The 22,385-nt window shown below is 35.3% G+C and carries 24 protein-coding genes and 1 tRNA gene; 17 read left to right on the forward strand and 8 right to left on the reverse strand.

All coding sequences use genetic code 11. The features are described from left to right. Positions 1-154: 154 nt before the first annotated feature. From ACFX5E_RS12690 to ACFX5E_RS12705, 4 genes are all read left to right on the forward strand, one after another. Positions 155-982 (forward strand): sterol desaturase family protein, encoded by an 828-nt coding sequence (locus ACFX5E_RS12690; protein WP_379855522.1) that lies wholly within the window; start codon positions 155-157, stop codon positions 980-982. 120 nt (positions 983-1,102) lie between these two features. Beyond that, the gene (locus ACFX5E_RS12695; RefSeq protein ID WP_073210045.1) at positions 1,103-1,381 is read left to right on the forward strand and encodes a DUF2805 domain-containing protein; all 279 of its coding nucleotides are present in this window, start codon (positions 1,103-1,105) and stop codon (positions 1,379-1,381) included. A 141-nt stretch (positions 1,382-1,522) separates the two neighbouring features. After that, positions 1,523-3,385, forward strand: a complete 1,863-nt coding sequence (locus ACFX5E_RS12700) for a M61 family metallopeptidase (RefSeq protein ID WP_379855523.1) — start codon at positions 1,523-1,525, stop codon at positions 3,383-3,385. 195 nt (positions 3,386-3,580) lie between these two features. Then, on the forward strand, positions 3,581-4,291 hold the full coding sequence (locus tag ACFX5E_RS12705; protein WP_379855524.1) for a DUF4369 domain-containing protein: 711 nt from the start codon (positions 3,581-3,583) through the stop codon (positions 4,289-4,291). Positions 4,292-4,438: 147 nt separating this feature from the next. Here the strand turns inward: ACFX5E_RS12705 and ACFX5E_RS12710 are convergent. The 6 genes from ACFX5E_RS12710 to idi all read right to left on the reverse strand — a co-directional run bounded on the left by ACFX5E_RS12710 (position 4,439) and on the right by idi (position 7,505). After that, positions 4,439-4,512, reverse strand: a tRNA-Thr gene (locus ACFX5E_RS12710). Between the two features lie 78 nt (positions 4,513-4,590). Then, positions 4,591-4,857 carry a hypothetical protein gene (locus ACFX5E_RS12715; RefSeq protein ID WP_379855525.1) on the reverse strand — a complete coding sequence of 89 codons (267 nt, stop codon included), beginning with the start codon at positions 4,855-4,857 and terminating at the stop codon, positions 4,591-4,593. Positions 4,858-4,925: 68 nt separating this feature from the next. Continuing rightward, entirely contained in the window at positions 4,926-5,888 is a 963-nt protein-coding gene (locus ACFX5E_RS12720; protein ID WP_379855526.1) for a type I phosphomannose isomerase catalytic subunit, read from the reverse strand. Positions 5,889-6,043: 155 nt separating this feature from the next. Beyond that, positions 6,044-6,499: a peroxiredoxin gene (locus tag ACFX5E_RS12725; RefSeq protein WP_379855528.1), complete on the reverse strand. Its 456-nt coding sequence runs from the start codon at positions 6,497-6,499 to the stop codon at positions 6,044-6,046. Continuing rightward, entirely contained in the window at positions 6,499-6,909 is a 411-nt protein-coding gene (locus ACFX5E_RS12730; protein ID WP_379855529.1) for a 6-pyruvoyl trahydropterin synthase family protein, read from the reverse strand. The genes ACFX5E_RS12725 and ACFX5E_RS12730 overlap by 1 nt, the downstream gene beginning before the upstream one ends. A gap of 68 nt (positions 6,910-6,977) precedes the next feature. Further along, positions 6,978-7,505 carry an isopentenyl-diphosphate Delta-isomerase gene (gene idi, locus ACFX5E_RS12735; RefSeq protein ID WP_379855530.1) on the reverse strand — a complete coding sequence of 176 codons (528 nt, stop codon included), beginning with the start codon at positions 7,503-7,505 and terminating at the stop codon, positions 6,978-6,980. A 167-nt stretch (positions 7,506-7,672) separates the two neighbouring features. On the opposite strand from idi, the gene ACFX5E_RS12740 reads away from it, so the two are divergent. The 7 genes from ACFX5E_RS12740 (at position 7,673) to ACFX5E_RS12770 (ending at position 12,362) form a co-directional block, all read left to right on the forward strand. Beyond that, positions 7,673-8,134 carry a GNAT family N-acetyltransferase gene (locus tag ACFX5E_RS12740; RefSeq protein ID WP_379855531.1) on the forward strand — a complete coding sequence of 154 codons (462 nt, stop codon included), beginning with the start codon at positions 7,673-7,675 and terminating at the stop codon, positions 8,132-8,134. Positions 8,135-8,288: 154 nt separating this feature from the next. Further along, complete coding sequence (msrB, locus tag ACFX5E_RS12745) at positions 8,289-8,849, forward strand: peptide-methionine (R)-S-oxide reductase MsrB (protein ID WP_379855532.1); 561 nt, start codon at positions 8,289-8,291, stop codon at positions 8,847-8,849. Position 8,850: 1 nt separating this feature from the next. Next, positions 8,851-9,471, forward strand: coding sequence for a peptide-methionine (S)-S-oxide reductase MsrA (gene msrA, locus ACFX5E_RS12750; protein WP_379855533.1), 621 nt, complete (start codon positions 8,851-8,853; stop codon positions 9,469-9,471). Between the two features lie 261 nt (positions 9,472-9,732). Further along, positions 9,733-9,792 (forward strand): SHOCT domain-containing protein, encoded by a 60-nt coding sequence (locus tag ACFX5E_RS12755; RefSeq protein WP_379855549.1) that lies wholly within the window; start codon positions 9,733-9,735, stop codon positions 9,790-9,792. 281 nt (positions 9,793-10,073) lie between these two features. Next, entirely contained in the window at positions 10,074-10,865 is a 792-nt protein-coding gene (locus ACFX5E_RS12760) for a hypothetical protein (RefSeq protein ID WP_379855534.1), read from the forward strand. Positions 10,866-11,115: 250 nt separating this feature from the next. Beyond that, positions 11,116-11,634 carry a hypothetical protein gene (locus tag ACFX5E_RS12765; protein ID WP_379855536.1) on the forward strand — a complete coding sequence of 173 codons (519 nt, stop codon included), beginning with the start codon at positions 11,116-11,118 and terminating at the stop codon, positions 11,632-11,634. Between the two features lie 344 nt (positions 11,635-11,978). Then, positions 11,979-12,362, forward strand: a complete 384-nt coding sequence (locus ACFX5E_RS12770) for a cupin domain-containing protein (protein ID WP_379855537.1) — start codon at positions 11,979-11,981, stop codon at positions 12,360-12,362. 353 nt (positions 12,363-12,715) lie between these two features. On the opposite strand, the gene ACFX5E_RS12775 is transcribed toward ACFX5E_RS12770, so the two are convergent. Beyond that, the gene (locus ACFX5E_RS12775) at positions 12,716-14,278 is read right to left on the reverse strand and encodes an NAD(P)/FAD-dependent oxidoreductase (protein WP_379855538.1); all 1,563 of its coding nucleotides are present in this window, start codon (positions 14,276-14,278) and stop codon (positions 12,716-12,718) included. Positions 14,279-14,492: 214 nt separating this feature from the next. On the opposite strand from ACFX5E_RS12775, the gene ACFX5E_RS12780 reads away from it, so the two are divergent. Beyond that, entirely contained in the window at positions 14,493-14,726 is a 234-nt protein-coding gene (locus ACFX5E_RS12780) for a hypothetical protein (RefSeq protein ID WP_379855539.1), read from the forward strand. 310 nt (positions 14,727-15,036) lie between these two features. Here the strand turns inward: ACFX5E_RS12780 and recQ are convergent, their stop codons facing one another. Further along, positions 15,037-17,232: a DNA helicase RecQ gene (recQ, locus tag ACFX5E_RS12785; protein ID WP_379855540.1), complete on the reverse strand. Its 2,196-nt coding sequence runs from the start codon at positions 17,230-17,232 to the stop codon at positions 15,037-15,039. Between the two features lie 85 nt (positions 17,233-17,317). Here recQ and ACFX5E_RS12790 point away from each other — a divergent pair, with 85 nt between their 5' ends. The 5 genes from ACFX5E_RS12790 (at position 17,318) to ACFX5E_RS12810 (ending at position 21,870) form a co-directional block, all read left to right on the forward strand. Beyond that, positions 17,318-18,283 (forward strand): KpsF/GutQ family sugar-phosphate isomerase, encoded by a 966-nt coding sequence (locus tag ACFX5E_RS12790; RefSeq protein ID WP_379855541.1) that lies wholly within the window; start codon positions 17,318-17,320, stop codon positions 18,281-18,283. Then, positions 18,283-19,098 (forward strand): twin-arginine translocase subunit TatC, encoded by an 816-nt coding sequence (gene tatC, locus ACFX5E_RS12795; protein ID WP_379855542.1) that lies wholly within the window; start codon positions 18,283-18,285, stop codon positions 19,096-19,098. Before ACFX5E_RS12790 ends, tatC begins: the two co-directional genes overlap by 1 nt. Further along, positions 19,091-19,444, forward strand: a complete 354-nt coding sequence (locus tag ACFX5E_RS12800; RefSeq protein WP_379855543.1) for a carboxymuconolactone decarboxylase family protein — start codon at positions 19,091-19,093, stop codon at positions 19,442-19,444. Before tatC ends, ACFX5E_RS12800 begins: the two co-directional genes overlap by 8 nt. Positions 19,445-19,546: 102 nt before the next feature. Further along, positions 19,547-20,287 (forward strand): LPS export ABC transporter ATP-binding protein, encoded by a 741-nt coding sequence (lptB, locus tag ACFX5E_RS12805; RefSeq protein WP_209549261.1) that lies wholly within the window; start codon positions 19,547-19,549, stop codon positions 20,285-20,287. A gap of 191 nt (positions 20,288-20,478) precedes the next feature. Next, a complete protein-coding gene (locus tag ACFX5E_RS12810) occupies positions 20,479-21,870 on the forward strand; it encodes an exopolysaccharide biosynthesis polyprenyl glycosylphosphotransferase (protein ID WP_379855544.1) in 1,392 nt (463 codons plus the stop codon). Positions 21,871-22,385 lie beyond the last annotated feature (515 nt).

The following is a 22,385-nucleotide window of genomic DNA, read 5'->3' on the forward strand; positions in this document are numbered from 1 at the left end:
GGCTTTATTCTGTTTTAACAATGAAGTTTAGCGTTTTTTAACAACATTGACTCTTTATCTCTTTACCTCATTGTTGATGATCGTAAAAAATAGTCATGATCCCTTTAGCGGACAGTCATAAAAAATTATTAGATTTGGAATAAATAATCGAATTATGAATGATATTGTTTCTTATTTTGCCACGATTCCATCGGCACACCGAAGTTTGATTCTGGTTAGTGGTATTACTGTTTTTTGGTTAATCGAAAATGCTTTTCCGCTTTTTAATTTTAAATATAAAAAATGGCATCACGCGGGTATTAATATTTTTTTAACTCTGACAACCATCATCATAAATTTCTTTTTGGCTTTTATTTTATTGCAAACAGCTGATTGGACTATTGCAAATCATTTTGGAATTTTACAATGGCTACCACAAATGTCTTTATGGGTTTATACCTTAATCGGATTGCTTTTATTGGATTTAATTGGTGCCTATCTTGTACATCTGGTAGAACACAAAGCGAAATTCTTGTGGCGTTTTCACCTGATTCACCATACCGATACCTGGGTAGATACTACATCGGCCAACAGACATCATCCTGGTGAAAGCATTATTCGCTTTACGTTTACAACTTTGGGGGTTTTACTTGTAGGAAGCCCCATGTGGATGGTTTTCTTATATCAAACCTTGTCTGTAGTGGCAACGCAATTTAATCATGCCAATATCTCGATTCCAAAAAAACTGGATACTTTACTGAGTTATTTTATCGTGTCTCCAGATATGCACAAAGTACACCATCATCATGTTTTACCGTATACAGATAGCAATTACGGGAATATATTTTCTATTTGGGACCGTCTTTTTGGTACTTTTATGACGCTTCCAAAAGAAGAAATCATCTATGGGATTGATACACATCCAATGCCGGAACACCATAATAATTTGAAAAACTTATTGAAAATTCCGTTTCAAAAACCACACAAAATAGAAAAGAGTTAAAAAGAATAAAAAAAACGTACTTTTTGACAAGAAGTAATTATTTTTTTTCTTAATATTGGATGATAATTAGAAATGTAATTTATTAATCATTAACAACTTATTTGAATTAATTTTCACGTGATGAAAAAGAGTAACCGCAAAGAATTGAACTGGGAACAAACAGAAAAACTTGTTACAATGGCCTTAGAAGAAAAAAATCCTTTTGAAATCATCAAAAAAGAATTTGGTTTGGTAGAAAAAGAGGTTTTAGAGATCATGAAAAAGAAGATGCCTGCAGAAAAATTTGAAATGTGGAAAAAGAAAGCTACTGCAAATAAACCCAAACCAAAACCCGTTAAAATTGATGATTTTGATGAAGATTTGGATGGTAAGTATTATATAAAAAATAAACTTGATTAATAATGAGGCTCCTGTAATTCAGGAGTTTTTTTATTTAAACTACTTTTTGGAGGATATCTAAAAATAAATCTTTTTTATAAAATCAAGATGACCCTTAACAATTCTTCCATAAAAAGACTAACAACTAAATAAAATATAGCAATGAAAAAAATAATTTTCGCATTTGCCTTCGCTTCTCTACTATGGAGTTGTAAAACGACAAGCACCTCTGTTTCTTCTTCGATAAAAAAAGACGTTTTAGTGCGCATTAACCTAGTTGACATTAAGGATGATAAAGTCATGGTAACCGTAAATGCACCGTCAATTTCAGTCGATGAAATTACATACCACATTCCAAAAACAGTTCCGGGTACGTACTCTGAAGACAACTACGGTAGATATATTGACGATCTAAAAGCGTATGATACCAAAGGAAATTTATTAACGGTAAAGAAAACCGACGTTAATTCTTGGTCCATTGCTAATGCAAAAACCTTGGATAAAATTACTTATCTGGTAAACGACTCATTCGATACCGAAACCGGGAAGGAATTTGGGGATGATGAAATTTTCTCACCTGCAGGTTCTAACATTGATGCCGGTAAAAACGTAATGCTTAACACACATTGTTTTGTAGGTTATTTTACAAATTTCATGTCTGCACCTTATAAAGTAATGATTTCACATCCTGCAACACTCTGGGGAGCTACATCTATGACGGATCAGGACGCAAGCACAACATCTGATACATTTGTGACTTCGCGTTATGCTGAATTGGTTGAAAACCCAATCATGTATGCTAAACCGGATTACACCACTTTTACAGTTGATGGAATGGAAATATTGATCGGCGTATATTCTCCTACAGGTAAGTATACTGCCGAAAGTATTACACCGGAGATGAAAACAATGATGACCGCTCAAAAGAAATTTTTAGGCAAAATAAACGCTACCAAAAAATACAGCGTTTTGTTATACCTGTCTTCCATGCAGGAAAACGATGCTAAAGGATTAGGTGCGTTAGAACACCCTACAGCAACTACTGTAGTATTACCTGAGCTGATGCCAAAAGACGAATTAGTAAAATCGATGAAAGATGTCGTTTCACATGAATTTTTTCACATTGTGACGCCTTTATCAATCCATTCTAAAGAGATTCAATATTTTGATTATAATGCGCCTAAAATGTCCCAACATTTATGGATGTACGAAGGAGTAACGGAATATTTTGCTAACCTTTTTCAAATAAACCAAGGGCTAATCAACGAAGAGGAGTTTTATACCCGTATGGCAGAGAAAATTGCTCGCGCAAATACACTGAACGATACTATGTCGTTTACTGTTATGAGTGCCAATGTATTAACAAAACCGTACAAAGACCAGTACCTGAACGTGTATGAAAAAGGAGCACTTATCGGAATGTGTCTGGATATCATCATTAGAGAAAAAAGCAACGGTGAAAGAGGAATTCTTGACTTGATGCAAAAATTATCAAATGAATATGGCCCTACAAAACCATTTAACGACGAGGAGCTTTTTGCAAAAATCACGGCATTAACGTACCCTGAAGTTGGAACTTTTTTAACTACTTATGTTTCCGGAACAACCCCAATCCCTTATGCAACGTACCTGGCTAAAGTTGGAGTTACAAATTCTACTGAAAAAGTAGCCGGTAATGTTTTCTTAAAAGGACAATCTCCATACATAACCGTAAATCAGGAAACCAAAGAAATCATTGTTTTACCAAATATAGAATTAAACGAATTTTATAAAAATCTTGGTCTTAAAGGTGGTGATATTTTAATGGCAATTAATGATAAACCATACACCCTGGACAATATTTATGATATGATTGGCGCAAGTCAAACGTGGAAAGAGAACGATGCTATTACAGTAAAAATAAAACGCAATGGCAAAGAACAAGTAATCAATGGAAAAGTACAACTTCCTTATGAAGAAAAAGCGGGCCTTAAAGCAACTGATGCCAGTAAAACCAAATTAAAAGAAGCTTGGTTTAAAGGATAATCCTTTTTGAAAATTTACCAAATCCCAATTTAGAAATAAATTGGGATTTTTTTTGTGAAATTTAGGCATGTTACCAAATCATTCCAACAATTTTCTTTATTTTGCGCAAAATATAAACACCAATGAAATCGCTATGATTCATAATAAAGAATGGTGGTACCCTATTCCAAAAAAAACAAATATTAATAACTTCACATGAAAAAATCTATTATTGCATTCGTTACGCTTGTACTATTGTCCTCTTGTAACAAAAATGAATCAAAAGCTAATTTGCATATTACAGGAAATATAAAAGGATTAAAAAAAGGAACACTTTACATTCAAAGAGTTGTAGACACGATGCTAGTTGCTATTGATACGATCAATATCGATGGAAGTTCTGCTTTTGAAAGTGACTTAGAATTAAAATCTCCTGAAATGCTGTATTTATTTTTAGACCGAGGCGTTAGCAATTCATTAGACAATAACCTGCCGTTTTTTGCTGAACCTGGTAATATAAACATTGAAACCAGTTTAGAAGGATATCTTTCCAGCGCAAAAATTACAGGATCTAAAAACAACGATTTATTTGAAGACTATAAAAAAATAAATTCTCGTTTCAATGACGAAAAACTTACGTTAATTGAGCAACGATTCAATGCCATTAAAAGCAACAACGTACAAAAAATGGATAGTATAAAAGCTAAGCAGGATTCCAATATCAAACGAAAGTATTTATTTGCTACCAATTTTGCAATAAACAACAGAAACTACGAGGTATCGCCTTATATCGCCTTATCAGAGATCTATGATATCAATATTAAATACTTAGATACAATTCGTAAATCAATGTCTACAAAAGTAGCACAATCACTTTATGGAAAAAAATTGACTAAATATGTTGCCGAAATCAAAAACCAAAAATAACTCGGTTCCTAAGTTATAAAGTACTAAAACAGGAAAAACCGTCTCGATAAAATCGGGACGGTTTTTTTATGCTTTGAATTAAATTAATTGCTGCCTTTTATTACAAAACAAAAAACCACCTAACAAAAGTTAGATGGTTTTATTAAGAGCCGGCGGAGGGACTCGAACCCACGACCTGCTGATTACAAATCAGCTGCTCTAGCCAACTGAGCTACGCTGGCGACTCATTACGGGTGCAAATATAAGTCTGAATTTCTATTTTCCAAAACAAATTCAAACTTTTTTTGCTTTTTTTTTGACTACAATTCGTTGATTTTAGCAATCAATTGATTAGCAGTTTGTTCCAATTCAACATTGATTTGTTTGAAGTGTGCTTTTTTATCTTCTACCTTTTTTGCGTTCACTTTTGTGATCAAAGTGTCAAAAGCAGCAATAGCTTCGTCAATTAAAGCGTTAGTTTCTGTTGTTGGTTTTCCAGTTGTAGAAATTTCGAACAAGTAAACTGCTTCAATAATATCTCCTAAAACGTAGTTGATGTCTTTTTTTAAATTTTTAATGTTTGCCATTTTTATCTTTTTTAATTTGGATTTTTAATTTGCGTCTGCAAAAGTACACATTATCTTTCTATTACCGACTATGAAATGTAAATTTCTAAAATTGAAGCTTTTCCATTGAGGATGAACAAATTCATTGCAGCAGGAAGTAATACGGTATCTCCTTTTACATATTGCAATTTTGAATTATTGTTATCGATCTCAAACGATCCTTCCATACACATATAAACGGTAAAGGTTTCTCCCGATTTAGAAATACTGATTTTTCCGTCCAGCGGAATGAAATTAGTAGTGAAATAAGGGCAATCTACCACTTCGTTGGATTGGTTTACATTTTTGGTATATTCTTTTTTAGTCTCTATCTTATTATAGTTAATAGCTTCCAAAGCCAAATCAACATGCAACTCTCTGGTATTTCCGTTAGCATCTACTCGGTCAAAGTCGTACAATCGATACGTAATATCTGAGGTTTGCTGAATCTCGGCAACTACTAATCCCCCACCAATAGCGTGAACCGTTCCTGCTTCCAAAAAGAAAACATCTCCTGCATGTACTTTTACATCGTCCAGAATTGCGAGTAAGGTTTTATTTTTAAGGTTTTCTAAATATTCAGTAGGATTCGATTTTTCGTTAAAACCAACGATAATTTTCGCATCCTTATCGGCTTGCATGATATACCACATCTCCGTTTTACCAAAAGAATGGTGTCGTTTTTTGGCCAACTCATCATTAGGATGCACTTGAATGGACAAGTCTTCGCGAGCGTCCAAATATTTGAAAAGTAATGGAAACTGTTTGCCAAATCGAGCATGAACTTTCGTTCCCAAAATCTCCTTCGGACATTCATCAATCAAAGTAGTTAATGATTTTCCTTTCCATTCGCCATTGGCCACAACACTAACATCACCTTCAACGGTAGATAACTCCCAGCTTTCACCGGTAATTTTTGATGTGATTGGTTTATGAAGCAACGTTTTTAGTTTTTCACCTCCCCAAATTCTTTCTTTTAAAATGGGCTCAAATTGTAAAGGATAAAATTTCATATGAGTATTTTTTCGAATTCCAAATCTACAAAATCAATATTGCTTTTTGTTAACAAACTAGCCTTTCATTTATTAAAACCGATTATAGTAATAAAAAAGGAAATTATAAATTTAGATCAAAGTAGAAAAAACCCCTGATACAATTTCATAATCCTTTATACTAACTTTTTAATAGCTGCTAGTGCTTTGGGGATGTGTTTAGTTGCTAACATACTATCGAAAACCATTTGTATAACTCCATTTTTATCCGTTACATAAGTTACTCTTCCAGGAAGTAACCCGAACATTCCGGCTGGAACACCAAAAAGTTTTCTGATTCTTTTATCGCTATCGGACAGAAGAATAAAAGGCAGTTTATACTGTTTAGCAAATTTTTGATGAGAACCCTGACTATCACTGCTAATTCCTATAACTTCAGCTCCTAAATCCTTAAAATCTTCGTATTGATCCCTAAAACTACAGGCTTGCGCGGTACAACCCGGCGTATTGTCTTTTGGATAAAAATAAATAACAAGTGGTTTATGTCCCACTATAGTTGCACTGTTAAAATCGTTCCCGTGGGTATCTTTTGCCGTGAAATTGGGAATTATGTCCCCTACTTTTAGTTCCATTATTCGCCTTTATAGGTTACAAAATTCCGAGGCGTTTCGTAAAGAACGACTTCTAATTCAAAATCTGGCTTAATTCTTTTTCTGATTTTATTCCAAATTACCACTACAATATTTTCGGCTGTGGGATTTAAATTTTCAAATTCAGGAACATCGACATTGAGATTTTTGTGATCAAACTGATCTTCGACATCTTCTTTGATAATATCGCTTAGAAATTTCACATCCATAACAAATCCCGTCTCGGGGTCAATTTCTCCCCTTACACTAACAATCAATTCGTAGTTATGTCCGTGGTAATTAGGATTGTTGCATTTGCCAAAAATAGCATCGTTTTGCTCGAAAGTCCAATCTTTCCTATATAATCTATGCGCCGCATTGAAATGCGCTTTTCGTGAAATAGTAACTCTCATTTTTTTTAGTAGATATTAGGAATTAGATGTGCTGTTTACAGAAATCTTAGTTCTATAATTCTCCCTTTTTACAATTTATGGTCTTCAAGGAAATGATAAAACTCATCAAAAATTATTTTGAACCAAACGGTATACAATTGGGGATGGATTCCCATTTCGATTTTCACATCTTCTATTTTCATCCATTTCCAATCTTCGACTTCTTCTCGATTTATTTTGGGCTCTTCATTATAATAACCAATCATAACATGATCGAGTTCGTGTTCTGTCAAACCATTATCAAAAGGAGCCTTGTATATAAAATGAAAAAGTTCCTTCAGTTCCGTTTTAAATCCCATTTCTTCAAACAGTCTTCGACTTCCGGCGGCAATATTTGATTCCCCTTCGCGCTGGTGACTGCAACAAGTGTTAGTCCATAATAATGGCGAGTGGTATTTTTGACTGGCGCGTTGCTGAAGCATGATTTCATTTTCACTATTTAAAACAAAAACGGAAAATGCCCGATGTAAAATGGCTTTTTCATGTGCTTCAAGCTTTGGCATCAATCCAATTTGCTCATCTTTGTCATTAACTAATATTACGTTTTCTTCTTTCATAGGAATTTTTAGCCTTACAAAAATACAAAAATATAATTATTGTAAGACGCTTTAACGTTCTCTTTCGAATTGTTGAAGCAGAGTTGCTTTGGTACCACCGTAATAAAAACAAATACAATCCAATTACCGATTCTTTTGTACTTTTGATAACCAAGACAATTAAGACAATGCAAAAAATAACGATTCGAAAAGCACGCACTGATGATTTAGAGAAACTCCTTGAATTTGAACAAGGAATTATTGTTACTGAACGCCCCTTCGACCCCACTTTAAAAGAAGAAAAAATCCATTATTACGACATTGAACAAATGATTTCAGCTCCTCACATCGAAGTGTTGGTTGCCGAAATTGATTCGGAGGTTATCGCTTCCGGATACGCCCGAATAGCCGCACCAAAGCCCTATCTGAAGCACGAGACCTATGCCTACTTAGGATTTATGTATACCGATTTGAATTACAGAGGAATAGGAGTTAATTCTAAAATCATAGAGTCGCTAAAAGATTGGTGTCGTTTGCAAAATGTATTCGAACTTCGATTAGACGTATACAATGATAATGCTTCGGCAATTAAAGCCTATGAAAAAGCGGGATTCAAAAAACACTTAATAAACATGAGAATTGGTTTGTAGCAATTCTCTACGATTAATTATAAATCCAAAAGTGATTTTCTTTCGTAAATAACAATAGTTAAATCTTACTTAAATCACTATCACTTTGTAAAGCAGACGACATATTGTAGTTTAAAACCGCTTTACATTTGTAGTATAAAAAACAAATCTAAATATGAAAACAACAACCCGTTTTTTAATTTTATTATTGGTACTGCCTTTATTTATGTTTACTGCCTGTGGGCAAAATACAAACAAACAAAACAATCCTAAAAAAGCTATTAGTATGGAAAGTCCAATCAAAAAACCAGGAAATCCGTATTACTCCAATACAGATACCACAAAACTTAATGTTTCGGATGCCGAATGGAAAAAAGTATTGCCCGAAGATGTTTATGAAGTAATGCGAAATGCCGATACCGAAAGACCTTTCACAGGGAAATACTGGAATACTGATGATAAAGGAACCTATTACTGCGCATCCTGCGGCAATAAACTATTTCGTTCCGGTGCCAAATTTTCAAGCAGTTGCGGTTGGCCCAGTTTTTTTGAACAAGACAATAAAAACAGCGTCGTGTACAAAACCGACAGTTCCCTTGGAATGGAAAGAACGGAAGCGCTTTGCGGCCGATGCGGTGGTCATCTAGGACATCTTTTTGATGACGGTCCTGCTCCAACCGGAAAAAGATATTGCATGAATTCTATTGCGCTTGACTTTATACCTGATACCAAATAATATGAAGAATTTATTTTTAATTTGTCTATTGACATCGATTAGTATGTTTGGACAAAACACGACAAAAGTGGTAAGCCAACCCAAATTTGACACGATTACTTTAGCGGGCGGATGCTACTGGTGTGTGGAAGCCGTTTATGAAAACCTAAACGGGGTGAAATCCGCGGTGTCAGGATTTGCAGGTGGCAAAAACACGAATCCAACTTATGAGGATGTTTCGACGGGAAGAACGGGTTATGCTGAAGTGGTACAAATTACCTATGATAAAAACACTACGAGTTTAGACGAAATCTTCAAAGTTTTCTTTACTGTACATGATCCAACGACTTTAAACCGTCAAGGTGCCGATGTGGGAACACAATACCGTTCTGCCATATTTTATAAAAATCAAGAACAAAAATTGGCGGCACAAAAGATTATCGCTGCTTTGACAAAAGCAAAAACTTATGACCGCCCTATAGTGACCACTTTAGAGCCGCTGACCAAGTTTTACAAAGCCGAAGATTACCACCAGAATTACTATGCTAACAATAAAAATCAGCCGTATTGCCAAATGGTCATTCAACCCAAAATGGAAAAATTCGAAAAGCTATTTAAAGATCGATTGAAAAAGAAAAAATAATTTTTTACAAGAAACCGTCCCGAGACAAAAATCGCGACGGTTTTTTTATCGATCTAAAAACCGAAAACAATAAATTAATTTAACGACATAAAATTCGTATATTTATACTGATTTTCAATACTTTATATAATTAATTATGCATTACGGACACCACTTTTGGGGAATGCATGTGTTTTAGTGGGTATTTTGCATTATCATTCTAATATGGATATTCGCCCCGCCGTATAACAGTCCCGGTCAGCGAACCAAAACCAAAACCCATTGGAAATCCTAAAAAAAAGATTTGCCAAAGGAGAAATTACTAAAGAAGAATTTGACTAAAAAAAGAAATTTCTAGAGGAAAATTAAACTTAAGTAAAACCTGAAACAAACTATTTTAAGACTTTTATATGAGCTCTTTTTGTTAAATAATTGATGACGCTTATTTTTAATTTGTTTTTAGACAAATTTCATTTTATCATATTGTTTATCGCTGTTCATTTAAAAATAAATAATAATAATAATAATAATAATAATAATAATACCCCTCCCTTGTCTCAAAAAACGGATTTACATCATCACCTTTTTGTTCTAAAGTAAAACAATAAATATTTTATAAAAAAATGAAAGCGCTTAAAAAATATTTAAAAAAACTCAAAAGCAATATTACCGCTCTTTTAGAAGTACAGCAAGAGTCCTTTACTCCTGATACTTTTCACACCCTTCGATTAGAAATAAAAAAATTAAATGCATTATTAAATTTAGTTAACTTTTGTTCCAAAGGCTTAAAACAAAAAAAAACTTTCAAACCTTTTAAACTCATTTTTTGTCAGGCGGGAAAAGTACGGGAACTTCAGCTGGAACGAGTATTGCTTAATCAGTATTTTGCTTCTGCCTATATTATGCAATACAGGAATGATTTGGAAAAAAAACTACGGGAAGAATTAAATAATTATTTTTTAATCCCCAACGAATCTTTTGCTGAAAAGCTACAAAAAAAATATTCTAAAATCAATGCTGCACTTGCCAAAACGAATAGAAAAATGACGAACCGATACATGGACAAAAAAAGAGCTGAAATTGAAAAAATACTCCATAAAAAAGCCTTAAAAAACAAACAAATGCATGCCCTTCGCAAAAGCTTAAAAGAATATCAGTTCAATCAAAAAAGTCTGAATTTTAACAAACAAGACAAACTCTCACCAAAGAACTACGCACTCCCTGAGTTGCTTGGAGAATGGCATGACTTCCAAACGGTTATTCAACATTTAAAAAAAGCAGTAGATTCAGGAGAAATAAACCAAAAGGAAAGCAACCAGCTTGAAAATGTTATAGCAACATTTACGTTTAAAAGCCAGTTACTATTCAGTAAAATAAATGCAACGGTACGGAATGTTCCTCTCAATCCTACGTGATACAATTGAAGATGATTTGGATGCTAAAAACCGAACTATTATTTTCCATAAATGCAGCCAAATATTGATTCTATTTCGTGCTTTATTTGTAAACTAATAATTAGAAACAACACGAATTTTTTGATTTTGAATTTCTCAACTTTGCTGGCTTTTTTAAATTTCAGTAAAATAGTAGTAAGCGCAATAGTATATGTAATCTTATCAAAGTATAACCAGACTAAATAGCTTTATAGAACGAAATAGAATATTTATGCCTGAAAATGATTATGAAGATTTATTCAATCTCTCTCCGGCACTACTATTAGTTATAGATATTAATATTTTTGTAGTTGCCGTTACCGATTTCTTTTTAAAAGTCACTATTACAGAGAGAAACACTATACTAGGTCAAAATGTTTTCGATGTATTTCTTGAAAATCCTAACGACCTTAAAGCTGATGGCGAAAAAAATATGCGCGCATCATTTAATCGTGTCATCAACAATAAGGTCAGCGATACCTTGTCAATTCAAAAATATGATATAAAAAACCCTAAATCCAAAGGCAATAAATTTGTATCCAGATACTGGAAAACAAGTCACTCCACGCTATTTGACACCGATAAAAATGTAAAAAACATTATTGTTGTAGTTGAGGATATTACCGAAAATCAAGAACTTATTACCAATATTCAGGAATTAAAAAAAAATTTAGTGAAATTCGTGTTTAAATATTTTTCTAACATTTGTGTCCAGCCGCTAGGTGTAAAACAAGTTTATTTTAAACAATAAACTGAATAACAGTATTTTAAAAAAATAAAACATATAATAAACATATTCCTTTTATTAATTTTTGTAAATTAGTATTCCCAAAAAAAGCTGCTGGTCCGTATTAAAAAAAGCTGCTAAAATAAAATAATAATCTTACGATTATTAAAAAAGGCGAAACCCCAAAAGCCACAATTCAAACCTACTTTTTAAGACAATACCTAATTGTTTCTTTTAATTAAAAAACAAGGGGTTTAAATGGCAGTACAATGGTGTTTGCATCATGAAAATGAATAAAAAATGTACCTAAAAAAAATGGACAGTAGAAAATTGTCCATCCTATGTTTAATCAATAAAAATCGCCAATAATGAAAACAATTAAAATGATTTCCATGACACTGCTTATTGGATTATTCCTGATAATGAGCACAAGTATTTATGCACAAGATCCTATGAAAGCGGGTCCGAACGTGTATAAAAAAGTCCTTCTTAACAATGATAAAGTAAGGGTAATGTCAGTTGAATTTGCTCCAGGCCAAGTTATGCCATGGCACAGTCATCCTCATCACACTATCTACGCTCTAACGCCAGGAACCTTAGAGATTACTGATAAAGGTAAACCCGCATCAATAGCCAAATTTAAAGCGGGAGATGTTTTGTATATTACTCCCGTTACTCATATGGGAAAAAACATTGGAAAGAATACCATAAAACTGGTCGTGACAGAAATAAAACCTGCCATGAAAAAATAATAGCTTGCTCCTACTAAAACAATAAATAATATTCAATAATACGTTGTGCGTAATTCAAGTTTCTTTTTTAACGTATAGAAACATAGTTTTATATATTTCTATTATAACGTTTCCCTTTATTATAGTAAAGCATAGCTTTTCGCACCCAAGACCCGAGCGATAGCGAACAGGCGAAGCAATTGGGCTATCCTACTCTTCTTTCTATGTTTCTATGCGTTTATTTTTATATTCTTTTCTAAATTGTTAATTTTAAATAATTGCACCCAACGGGTTTCAATAATAATAATTGATAAATAATAAAGCAGCCTGTATGGGCTGCTTTATTAGTATTGCTATTTCGTATTGATAAAAAATTATTTCCCAATACTCTCTTTTATCATCAAGGCACATTTCTCACCATCAATAGCTGCCGAAATAATTCCTCCGGCATAACCTGCCCCTTCACCACACGGATACAAGCCTTTTATTTGAACGTGTTCATAGGTAATTGGATCTCTGGGAATGCGCACTGGCGAAGATGTTCGGCTTTCTGGTGCATGAAGTATGGCTTCATTTGTCAAATAACCCCGCATGGATTTTCCGAATTCTGTAAACCCTTCCCGTAATATCTGCGTTAAAAATCCTGGAAAAACCTGCCCCATTTCTACTGAGGTAGTTCCGGGAACATACGATGTTTTCGGAATATCAGAGGAGACTCTATTTTGGGTAAAATCAATCATACGTTGCGCAGGAACTTTTTGACTTTCGCCAGCCAAATGCCACGCTTTTTGCTCAATACTTTTTTGGAATTCCATTCCGGCTAGTGCACCAAATTTCGCAAAAGGTTGGAAATCCTCCAGTTTTAATTCGATTACAATTCCTGAATTGGCTGTAGCCTGATCCCGTTTTGAGGGTGACCAACCGTTTGTCACCACTTCGCCCGGACTCGTCGCACACGGAGCTATCACGCCACCGGGACACATACAAAACGAATACATACCGCGACCATTTACCTGCTTTACAATAGAATAAGGCGCCGGCGGCAAATGTTCGCCACGATAATCACAGCTGTATTGAATACTGTCAATTAACGATTGTGGATGTTCGGCTCTTACGCCCAAGGCAAAAGGTTTGGCTTCGATAAAAATTTGCTTTCTGTACAATAATTCAAATATATCACGGGCAGAATGCCCTGTGGCCAAAATTATTTTATTGGCAAGAATCGTATCTCCGTTTTGAGTGACGATGCCTTGCACTTCATTATTTTTTACTAAAATATCGGTTAATCGGGTTTCAAACAAAACGACTCCGCCGCATTCGATAATTTTCTCCCGAATATCCTGAATGATTTGTGGTAATTTATTCGTTCCGATATGTGGATGCGCTTCGATTAAAATATCTTCTGAAGCTCCAAAAGCGACTAATAACTCCAAAATTCGAGTTACATCGCCACGCTTTTTAGAACGCGTGTATAGTTTTCCGTCAGAATACGTTCCGGCACCACCTTCGCCAAAACAATAATTAGAATCTTCGTTTACCAAATGATCCACATTAATGGCTTTCAAATCACGACGACGGCCACGGACATCTTTTCCGCGCTCAATCACTATTGGTTTCAAGCCCAACTCTATCAATTGCAAAGCGGCAAAAAGTCCGGCTGGTCCGGCACCTACAACAATGACTTCTTGAGCATTGGTCACATTTGGATAATCCGGCAGTTGTATTTTATGCTGCTGAAAAGGTTCTCCGCTCAGATAAATCGCCACTTTCAAATTTATTTTTATGGCTTTTTGACGCGCATCAATAGAACGTTTTAAAATAGAAACATGTTGGATTTCTTTTGGAGAAACCTTAATTTGTTTAGACAAATACTCTTTTAGTAACAATTCATTTGTCGCTATTTCGGGTGATACTTGTAATAGAAGTTCTTGAGGCATTTTTTAGATTGTTCGATTTTTAGATTATTTAATGTTTTGAAACACTTACAAATAATCAAGCACAAAAGTAGTATTTTGTACTGAATTCTTATGGCAGAATAGAAAATGCATTTTCAAATTTTCAAAATAGCCCATTTTCAAATCAGACTTTGTAACTTTGTACCTCCAAAACAGTTAACCGATTAAACAATTAACCGATTAATCTTAGAAAAAAATGTCTAGAAAAATAAAATTAATATGGGATTTCCGCGGACCCGCTGCTGCAAAAACAGCCGAACACCACGAAATCCATTTGAAAGAATACATCGCTATTGAAAAATTGCCTTTAAATATCACCGGTTTTGAAATTCAAGACGAAATGCAAGCCATCGCTTTTATGGTAGTGACGGACGAGAATATGATTCAGGTTCGGGATGCTTTGAAACCGCACCGCGGAGAACTTTTTTAGTTGGCAGTAATCAGATTACAAAATCTCCTTAAAACTGACCACTGAATACTGATCACTGACTACTAAATTTGACCACTGAACACGATCATTCAACACAACAAACTGATCACTGAATACTGATCACTAAAATCTGATCACTCAACACTAAATTTGACAACTGAACACAATCATTCAACAAAACAAACTGATCACTGATCACTAAAATCTGATCACTGAACACTGAATACTAATCACGCAACGCTACAAACTGATCACTGAACACTGATCACTGAACACTAAAATCTAAACACTGATCACTGATCACTAAAAACTAGTTTGCCACTTCGCTGATAAACTTAATTCGCATCAAACGCAATTCGTCAAGATCATAGTCGCCTTCAAATTCTTTGAGTGCTTCTTCGATATTATCGGAAAGGGATTCCATAAAATAGTCATGAATTTCTTCCTGTTGATCATCGTCCAACATATCATCGATCCAATATTTTATATTCAGCTTGGTTCCGGAATAGACAATTTGTTCCATTTCTTTAATCAAATCGTCCATCTTCAGCCCTTTTGCGGAAGCGATATCATCAAGTGATAATTTTCGATCTATATTTTGAATGATATATAGTTTATTGACAGAATTAACTCCGGTAGATTTAACCACCAAATCATCCGGTCTGATAATCTCATTATCTTCTACGTAACGACTTATTAATTCTAGGAATTCCTTCCCATATTTCTTGGCTTTGCCTTCCCCAACACCATGAATATTGATCAATTCATCTACCGAAATTGGATATTTCAGCGCCATATCTTCAAGGGATGGATCTTGGAAAACGACAAAAGGAGGAACACTAAATTTCTTAGCTACTTTTTTACGTAAATCCCGCAACATACCCATCAATGCTTCATCGGCAACTCCCGTAGATTTCGCAGCAGTTACAATGGCTTCGTCTTCAGTTTCATTGTATTCATGATCTTCAGACATCATAAAAGATTCTCGGTTTTTAATAAAATCCAATCCTTTATCAGTGATTTTTACGATCCCGTACGTTTCAATGTCTTTGGATAAATATCCGGCCACAAGAACTTGTCTCAGCAACGCCATCCAGTATTTTTCATCATGGTTTGAACCGCATCCAAAAAAAGATTGCGTATCGGTTCGATGTGCTTTTATAACTGCATTTACACGACCAATCAACGTAAACACCACTTCTTTTGATTTATACAAATGTTTAGTATCTCTTACTACTTCCAATAGTTTGACCACTTCATCTATGGCCTCCACTTTTGTTTTCGGGTTTCTGACATTATCATCCATATCAGCACCTTCTCCATTTACATCATCAAATTCCTCTCCGAAGTAATGAAGTAGAAACCGTCTTCTGGACATAGACGTTTCGGCGTAAGCCACCACCTCCTGCAATAAAGCAAATCCGATTTCCTGTTCCGCAACGGGTTTCCCCGACATGAATTTTTCTAATTTCTCAACATCTTTATAGGAATAATAGGCCAGACAATGTCCTTCGCCCCCATCACGACCTGCGCGACCGGTTTCTTGATAATAACTTTCTAATGATTTAGGAATATCATGATGAATAACAAAACGAACATCCGGTTTGTCGATTCCCATCCCAAAAGCGATGGTGGCTACCACCACATCCACATCTTCCATAAGAAACATGTCTTGGTGTCTGGCGCGGGTTTTCGCATCTAATCCGGCATGATACGGAACGGCACTTATTCCGTTTACCTGTAAAACTTCGGCTATAGCCTCTACTTTTTTGCGGCTCAAGCAGTAAATAATTCCTGATTTACCTTTATGCTGTTTTATAAAACGAATAATATCCGATTCAATATTTTTCGTTTTGGTACGTACTTCGTAATATAAATTGGGTCTGTTGAAGGATGCTTTGAAAGTAGTTGCATCAGTCATATCTAAATTTTTCAGGATATCTTCCTGCACTTTTGGCGTAGCCGTAGCGGTCAAACCAATAATAGGCACATCACCTAATTGCTTAATAATGCTTTTCAGATTCCGGTATTCCGGTCTGAAATCGTGTCCCCATTCGGAGATGCAATGCGCTTCATCAATAGCTACAAAGGAAATAGTTACCGTTTGAAGAAAAGCGACATACTCTTCTTTGGTTAAGGATTCAGGTGCAACATATAACAATTTTGTCAACCCGGAAGTAATATCTTTCTTAACCTGAACAATCTCGGTTTTAGTAAGGGAAGAGTTTAAAACGTGGGCGACACCATTTTCAGAAGATAAACTCCGAATGGCATCCACTTGATTTTTCATCAAAGCGATTAAAGGAGAAACCACAATAGCAGTCCCTTCCTGAATTAAAGCGGGTAATTGGTAACAGAGTGACTTCCCTCCTCCAGTAGGCATAATTACAAAGGTGTTCTGCTTATTAAGGAGACTATTTATAACTTGTTCTTGCAATCCTTTAAATTGGCTGAAGCCAAAATATTTTTTTAATTCTTTGTGTATGTCAATTTCGTTTGAATTCATTCTTGATTATGTGGTATTTTGTATAAATTTGCATCACATAAAGATACAAATTTCTTTTAAACTTACAAATTTTAAACATTCTGTTTTGATAACTAAAGAAAATATCTTGGCAAGTGCCAAAAAAACCATTAGATCTGAAAGCGAATCGATTGCGAAACTCACTGATTATCTTGATGAAAACTTCAGTAACGCCACACAAAGTATCTATAATTCCAAAGGAAGATTAGTGGTTACCGGAATAGGAAAAAGTGCCATTATTGCTCAAAAAATGGTGGCCACATTCAATTCTACCGGAACACCGTCACTGTTTCTTCATGCCTCTGAAGCCATTCATGGTGATTTAGGCATGGTTCAGAACGAAGATATAATTATCTGTATTTCAAAAAGCGGCAACAGTCCAGAGATAAAAGTTTTAGTGCCGCTTTTGAAGCGTTTTGGCAATACCTTAATTGCCATCACGGGAAATATGACTTCTTTTCTGGCTAAAGGATCTGATTTCGTTTTGAACACCACAATAGATGCAGAAGCGTGCCCGAACAATTTGGCCCCTACAAATAGCACCACCGTACAATTAGTGATGGGTGATGCACTGGCAGTTTGCCTGATGGAAATGCGCGATTTCAAACCGGAAGATTTTGCGATATACCATCCGGGAGGTGCTTTAGGAAAAAAATTATTACTGCGTGTCAAAGACATGTTGGAACATACTTTGAAACCAATGGTTAGCCCGGAGGCGCCTGTCAAAAAAGTAATTTTCGAAATTTCCGAAAAACGTCTTGGAGTAACCGCTGTTGTCGAGGATAATAAGGTAATAGGAATTATTACCGACGGCGACATTCGAAGAATGCTGAATGACAGAGATTCTTTTGCTGATTTGACCGCCAAAGACATTATGACCAAAAACCCCAAATTGATCTCCTCAACCGCTATGGTAGTTGATGCATTGAATATTCTTGAAGATTTTTCCATAACACAATTGGTTGTAGTTGATAACGGCGAGTATAAAGGAGTACTACACTTACATGACATCTTAAAAGAAGGAATAGTATAATGGCAAAAAAAAACTTAAACGAAATGTCGTTTTTAGATCATCTTGAAGAATTAAGATGGCTACTGGTTCGAAGCACAATTGCAATATTAATCCTGGCGACTGTCACTTTTTTTGTCAGTGATTATATTTTTGATGTTATCATTTTTGGTCCAACAAACGCTAATTTTATTACGTACCGTTTTTTTTGCGATCTATCCAATCAATTGGGGTTTGCCGAAAGTATTTGTGTAACCGAAATGCCTTTCATCATTCAAAACACCAATATGGAAGGTCAGATCAACGTGTTGATTTGGACTTGTATAACGGCCGGATTTATTCTCGGATTCCCTTTTATACTATGGGAAGTTTGGAAGTTCATCAGCCCGGCATTGTATGAAAAAGAAAAAAAACACGCAAAGATTTTTGTTTTTTCATCTTCGCTGCTTTTCTTTCTGGGCGTATTGTTTGGCTATTTCGTGATTGTACCAATGTCGGTCAACTTTTTCGCCACCTTCACCATCAGTGACGTAGTAAAAAACCAGTTTAGTATTGATTCGTATATTGGATTAGTAAAAACAAGTGTTATTGCTTGCGGCCTGTTTTTTGAATTACCAATAATCATCTATTTTCTGACTAAACTAGGACTGGTAACTCCGGTTTTCTTAAGAAAATACTGGAAATATGCCGTAATCATTATTCTTATTGTAGCGGCAATTGTGACTCCACCGGATGTGGTAAGTCAAATAATTGTAACGATTCCGATGTTGTTAATCTACGAAGCAAGCATCTTGATTTCAAAAATAGTAGTAAAAAATCAAAAAAAAGTAAATGGCTGATATTATAGAAGAATTCAACGAATACCGTTCCAAAATGAACGAAAAATTATTGGCAGACAATAATAAAATTGTAAAACGAATTTTCAATTTGGATACCAATGCCTATGCACCGGGAGCATTGGACGTAAAAACCAAAGAACTGCTTGGATTAGTGGCTTCGGCAGTTTTACGTTGTGATGACTGTGTCAAATACCATTTGGAAACCAGCTTCAAAGAAGGCGTAACCAAAGAAGAAATGATGGAAGCTATGGGAATCGCTACACTTGTGGGGGGAACTATCGTGGTACCTCATTTAAGAAGAGCGTATGAATTTTGGGAAGCGTTGGAAGAAACCGCAACAAAATAATTTGTTAAGAAGTTTAATCGTTTAATTGTTTATTCGTTTATTTGCGCGATTAAGCAGTTAAACGAATAAACATTAAACAGTTAAGCGATTAAACCAAACAATATGAAATTAAGAGCCGAAAATCTTGTAAAAACCTACAAAGGGCGAAGTGTTGTAAAAGGCATTTCGGTGGAAGTGAACCAAGGTGAAATCGTGGGGCTTTTGGGACCTAATGGTGCCGGAAAAACAACTTCCTTTTATATGATTGTTGGATTGGTAAAACCAAATTCCGGCAACATATTCCTGGATGATTTGAACATCACCGATTATCCAATGTACAAGAGAGCCCAACAGGGAATTGGTTATTTGGCACAGGAAGCATCCGTTTTCAGAAAACTAAGTATCGAAGACAATATCTTGAGTGTTCTACAATTGACCAAACTTTCAAAAGAAGAGCAGGTTGCCAAAATGGAAAGCTTAATCGACGAATTTAGTTTAGAACACATCCGAACCAATCGAGGGGATTTACTTTCGGGTGGAGAACGACGTCGTACCGAAATTGCCCGTTGTCTCGCCACTGATCCAAAATTCATCTTACTCGATGAACCTTTTGCTGGGGTTGACCCGGTTGCTGTAGAGGATATTCAACGGATTGTAGCCCAACTAAAAAATAAAAACATCGGTATTCTTATCACCGATCACAACGTACAGGAAACTTTGGCTATTACAGATAAAACCTATCTTATGTTTGAAGGAGGAATCCTAAAAGCAGGTATTCCGGAAGAATTGGTAGAAGATGAAATGGTACGTCGTGTGTATTTGGGACAAAATTTCGAATTGAGAAAAAAGAAGCTGGAGTTCTAAAGAAAGTGGTCAGTTTCTAAAAGAGTAGTCAGTGGTCAGTTGTTTTAGTTTGACGATGGACAAAAAATGATGGACGATGCTCGAAAATCAAATAGTTCGTTAAAAAAAGGGTTTTGTTAAAAAAATTAACATTTCTTAGAATGATATGAGTTCAAAAGCATTAAATTGCACCTTTAATCAGAAACAGAAACATGTTATCAGGCAAAATGCATTTTGAAATATCAGAAAGAAAGATGATTCTTCGCCTTTTTGATATTTTATTTATTTTGTTGGCTTTGTTTCTCGTAGGGCACTTTTTTGATTTTGATTATTTTACGATTATAACCGCTGATTTTTATTGGACGCTAGTTTTGGTCATTTACGTCAATCTTTTCGGTACGATATTCGAAATGTATAATCTGCAGGTGGCAAGCAATCATTTTCAAGTGTCAAGAAGTGCTATCCTCACAGCCACTACTACAGTTTCCATCTATCTGTTGACTCCATTTTTTTCACCTGAATTGCCCTCCAAAAGAATACAAATCTTCTTGCTTTATCTGGTTGTCTTTATGTCTTTGTTTTTGTGGCGTATGTTTTACGTGAAGTTTTTGGCCTCTAATCGGTTTCTTCAAAATGCGTTATTAATATGTGACCAGGAACAGGTAGAAGAGCTAATTTTAGGGCTGGAGAACATAGACCCACATTATAAAATTGTTGCTTTTGTTAGCGCCGATGCTGCCGAAGAAGATATGACTGCCTATCATTATGTGCAACAAATTAAAAGAAATGCTTTGTTTTCCTTTGTAAAAGAAAATAGTATTTCTGAAATTGTGATTGCCTCCCAAAAAACGGAAGGGATTACTCCCGAATTATACCAACAATTACTTCGCTTATTAGAATCGGGCAGCATCATCAGGGAATATACCCAGGTGTATGAGAGTAAAACACAACGCATTCCGGTGCATTATATGTCCAAAGATTTTTACCGCTATTTCCCTTTTAGCAGGAGCAATCACAATAAACTGTATTTGTTACTCATACGGTTTTTTGAAATCGGTATTTCCGTAGTTGGATTGTCTGTTGGTCTGCTATTGTTTCCAATAATAGTAGTTGGTAACGCGATAGGGAACAGGGGGAAGTTGTTTTATACCCAGGAACGGGTGGGTAAGGATGGAGTGGTATTTGAAATTTTAAAATTTCGTACGATGATCCTCAATGCCGAAACTAATGGAGCCGTTTTTACTACAGTCAATGATTCCAGAATAACCCTTTTTGGAAAATTTTTAAGAAAATCCAGAATTGATGAATTTCCCCAATTTATCAATATTCTTAAGGGCGATATGGCCGTTATAGGTCCACGTCCCGAACGTCCCTTTTTTGTCAGGGAAATAGCTGAAGTGATGCCTTTTTATGAAACCAGACATATCATAAAACCGGGTCTAACGGGTTGGGCTCAGGTCAATTATTCGTATGGAGATACAATTAACGACAGTCTGATAAAGTTGCAATACGATCTGTATTACATCAAGCACAGGAGTGTTTTCCTGGACTTGAGTATTGCTTTTAAGACGATTACTACGGTGTTGTTTTATAGGGGCCAGTAGTTTTCTTCGATATTCGTTGTTCGATAGACGTTTCTTCTTTTCTCAAAGCAAACAATTTCATTCTGAATTTAAAACCTTTAAAGAGTACAGGATCACATTCCCCTCTTGAAATCGAAGATTCAACGACTCCAAAATTAAATAACAACTGGAGTTATAGGGGTTAGGGGTGTGTTCCCTGGAGTCCTAAAAACAACATTGATTCCACTTCTCAATTCCCCTCTTCAGAGGGGCTAGGGGTGTGTTCCCTCGAGTCCTAAAAACAACATTGATTCCACTTCTCAATTCCTCTCTTGAGAGGGGTTAGGGGTGTGTCCTTTTCTCAAAGCAAACAATTTTATTTTGAATTCAAAACCTCTAAAGAGTACGGAATCACATTCCCCTCTTGAAATCGAAGATTCAACGACTCCAAAATTAAATTATAACTGGAGTTATAGGGGTTAGGAATGTATTCCCTCGAATTCTAAAAACAACATCGATTCCACTTCTCAATTCCCCTCTTGAAATCGAAGATTCAA

Origin of the sequence: Flavobacterium xylosi (assembly GCF_042787345.1) — a bacterium.
Classification (GTDB): domain Bacteria; phylum Bacteroidota; class Bacteroidia; order Flavobacteriales; family Flavobacteriaceae; genus Flavobacterium; species Flavobacterium xylosi.